At 32.3% G+C, this 3,634-nt stretch carries 5 protein-coding genes; all 5 read left to right on the top strand.

The genetic code is table 11. The features are described from left to right. Positions 1 to 418: SufD family Fe-S cluster assembly protein (locus tag B2989_RS08905; RefSeq protein WP_292947504.1), on the top strand; the 418-nt coding region annotated here is incomplete at its 5' end. Between the two features lie 10 nt (positions 419 to 428). Beyond that, positions 429 to 1,292 (top strand): quorum-quenching N-acyl-homoserine lactonase MzmL, encoded by an 864-nt coding sequence (mzmL, locus tag B2989_RS08900; RefSeq protein WP_292947501.1) that lies wholly within the window; start codon positions 429 to 431, stop codon positions 1,290 to 1,292. An 8-nt stretch (positions 1,293 to 1,300) separates the two neighbouring features. Continuing rightward, positions 1,301 to 1,648, top strand: coding sequence for a hypothetical protein (locus B2989_RS08895; RefSeq protein ID WP_145004397.1), 348 nt, complete (start codon positions 1,301 to 1,303; stop codon positions 1,646 to 1,648). A 5-nt stretch (positions 1,649 to 1,653) separates the two neighbouring features. Then, positions 1,654 to 2,406 carry a Fe-S cluster assembly ATPase SufC gene (gene sufC / locus B2989_RS08890; protein ID WP_145004400.1) on the top strand — a complete coding sequence of 251 codons (753 nt, stop codon included), beginning with the start codon at positions 1,654 to 1,656 and terminating at the stop codon, positions 2,404 to 2,406. 125 nt (positions 2,407 to 2,531) lie between these two features. After that, a partial coding sequence (locus tag B2989_RS08885) for a SufB/SufD family protein (protein WP_292947497.1) occupies positions 2,532 to 3,634 on the top strand: 1,103 nt, incomplete at its 3' end.

Below are 3,634 nucleotides of genomic sequence, written 5' to 3'. Positions count from 1 at the left end.
TGGAACAAAAATGATTCATTTAGGTAAAAACACTAAATCAACCATTATTTCTAAAGGTATATCTGCAGGAAAATCACAAAATTCTTATCGTGGTTTAGTTCAAATTAGTAGTCGTGCAGACAATGCTAGAAACTTTTCTCAATGTGATAGTTTGTTAATGGGTAACGAGTGTGGTGCACATACCTTCCCATATATAGAAGCTAAAAATAAGACTGCACAAATAGAGCACGAAGCAACAACAAGTAAAATTGGTGAAGACCAAATATTTTATTGCAACCAACGTGGTATAGATACAGAAAAAGCTATTGCACTAATTGTAAATGGATTTAGTAAAGAAGTACTAAATAAATTACCAATGGAGTTTGCTATTGAAGCTCAAAAACTACTAGAAATATCTTTAGAAGGATCTGTTGGATAATACAAATACTATGAAAAAACTAACCCTAATTTTATTAAGCTTTACCTTTCTGGTAGCTTGTAAAAAAGATAATAAACAAACTGAGGTTGCTACCGAAACAAAAGCAGAACCAATTAAACTATTTATGTTTGATGGAGGAACAGTTCAGGTTAACAAATTAGAGATTTTTTCTCAAGACGATTTGTACAAAGGCGAAAGCAAAACTTTTGCCGATATGTTTTTTGTTATTAAACATCCAGAAGGTAATTTGCTTTGGGATGCAGGATTAGCAGAAGGATTAGTGGGACAAAAACCGTTTACTACTCCTGATGGTGCATTTACAGTGTCTAGAGATCAAGGTATTGAAGAACAACTAAAAACAATAGGTTTACAAACTAAAGATATTGACTATATAGCCTTATCACACACACATTTTGATCACTCAGGATCTGCATCAAAATTAGCTCATGCCACTTGGATTGTTCAAGAAGTAGAATATGACTTTGTGACAAGTATAGAGCAACAAAAAAACAATCCTGATAATTACAACGCTATAAAGGATTTAAAATTAACTAAAAAAATCAATGGAGATTTGGATGTTTTTGGAGATGGTAAAGTGATTATTAAGTCTACTCCAGGTCATACACCAGGTCACCAATCTTTATTTTTAGATTTAGAGCAAGAAGGACCATTATTTTTAGCAGGAGATTTATATCATTTTGAAGAAAACAGAACGAATCATATTGTACCAAGTTTCAACTTTAGTGTAGAGGACACAAAAGCATCTATGGAAACTTTTGAAGCTTTTGCAAAACAAAAAGGAGCACGAGTGATTATTCAGCATTCAACAAAAAATTACAATAGTTTAAATCACGCTCCAGAGCCTATTCAATAAATATAAGCATGAAAAAAATAGCTATTCTTTTAATTTTTATTGCATTTGTAAGTTGTAAAAAAGATCAAGGCACAGCCTTTAAAGGAGATTTTGTATACTATGCAAACGCAGCAGTATTTCAAGTAGGTAATGATATACATGGTGTGGTCTTAAATGACCAAGTAAGTACATTGGCCGAACAAGCTAAACAATACCAAAAAGAGCCAACAGATATGGTGACTGTAGAAGTTTTAGGAGAATTAATTCCTAAAAAAGAAAATGAAGATAGCTGGCCTTTTAAATTAAAAATAAATAAAATAGTAAGCGTTAGCGCTTTAGACCCGAATAAAAACGACGTTATCAAACTAGGAAAATAAACAGTATGTTACAAATAAAAAATTTACACGCAAGTGTTGAAGATAAATCTATTTTAAAAGGTATTAACCTTGAAGTTAAAGCAGGAGAAGTACATGCTATAATGGGACCAAATGGTTCTGGTAAAAGTACATTAGCTTCAGTAATAGCAGGAAAAGAAGAATATGAAGTAACAGATGGAACTATTCTTTTGGAAGGTGAAGATATTGACGAATTAGCAGCAGAGGAACGTGCACACAAAGGTGTGTTTTTATCGTTTCAATATCCAGTAGAAATTCCTGGAGTTAGCGTGACTAACTTTATGAAAACTGCAATTAACGAAACACGAAAAGCTAAAGGTTTACCTGATATGCCAGCTAACGAAATGCTAAAAATGATTCGTGAAAAATCAGAACTTTTAGAAATTGATCGTAAGTTTTTATCTAGATCTTTAAATGAAGGATTCTCTGGTGGAGAAAAGAAACGTAACGAGATTTTTCAAATGGCTATGTTGGAACCTAAATTAGCGATTTTAGATGAAACTGATTCAGGATTAGATATCGATGCTTTACGTATTGTAGCCAATGGTGTAAATAAACTAAAAAGTAAAGATAATGCTGTAATAGTCATTACTCATTACCAACGTTTATTAGACTATATCGTACCTGATTTTGTCCACGTACTATACAATGGTCGTATTGTTAAGTCTGGAGGAAAAGAACTAGCACATGAGTTAGAAGAAAAAGGTTACGACTGGATCAAAGAAGAAGTAGACGCTTAAAAAGTTTGCAATGGTAATGTTATCTAACAGATAACTTACCGCTAAAAACACAAATAAATATAATACGTTACAGCATTAACTAACAAACCCTGTTTTTTAATAGCTGAATACCGAAGACTTAAAATATGAGTTTAAAAGAAAAATTAGTATCCTCTTTTTTAGCATTCGAAAATCAAGTCGATTTAGAGTCTAAAATACATGATGTTAGAAGCGAAGCAATAAAAACGTTTGAAGCTAAAGGTTTTCCTTCAAAAAAGGACGAAGCTTGGAAGTACACCTCTTTAAATAGTGTTTTAAAACACGATTATAGCTTGTTCCCTAAACAAGATAACACCTTAGAGTACAGTGATATTAAAAAGTATTTTCTAGATGATATTGACACTTACAAAATCGTGTTTATAGATGGTAAATACTCTTCTAATTTATCTCAAACTACTCATGATGGTATTGATGTTTGCCTAATGTCTTCGGCATTACACAAACCTAAATACCAATTAATTATTGAAAACTACTTTAATAAAGTAGCAGGTAAAGAAGGATTAACCTCTTTAAATACCGCTTTTTCTAAAGAAGGTGCCTACATACACATTCCTAAAAACAAAGTGGTTGCTAAACCTATCCAAATAGTACATTTTTCTACAGGAAATGAAGCTGCATTAATGCTACAACCACGTAACTTAATTGTTGTAGATGAAAATTCTCACGTACAAATTATAGAGCGTCACCAAAGTTTGACAGACAATCCTGTTTTAACAAACTCTGTTACAGAAATTGTTGCTAACAAACGCGCCATAGTTGATTACTATAAAGTGCAAAATGACAACATTAATGCATCATTAATAGACAGCACTTTTGTTGAGCAAAAACGCGAAAGCCATGTATCTGTGCATACGTTTAGTTTTGGAGGAAAGTTAACACGTAACAACCTAAACTTCTATCAAAACGGAGAGTATATGGACTCTACATTAAATGGAGTTACCATTATTGGAGATAAACAACATGTTGACCACAACACTTTAGTTCATCATATAGAGCCTAATTGCGAAAGTCATCAGGACTACAAAGGAATTTTTAACGACAGCTCAACTGGTGTCTTTAATGGTAAAGTTGTAGTAAACAAAGAGGCACAAAAAACCAATGCTTTCCAATCAAATAATAACATATTATTAAGCGATAAAGCAACGATAAACTCTAAACCTCAACTAGAAATTTTTGCAGATGATGTAAA

The sequence above is a fragment of the Olleya sp. UBA1516 genome, from assembly GCF_002323495.1.
Lineage (GTDB): Bacteria > Bacteroidota > Bacteroidia > Flavobacteriales > Flavobacteriaceae > Olleya.
The sequence above is the reverse complement of the archived record's forward strand: the minus strand, read 5'-3'. Positions and strand labels throughout refer to the sequence as shown.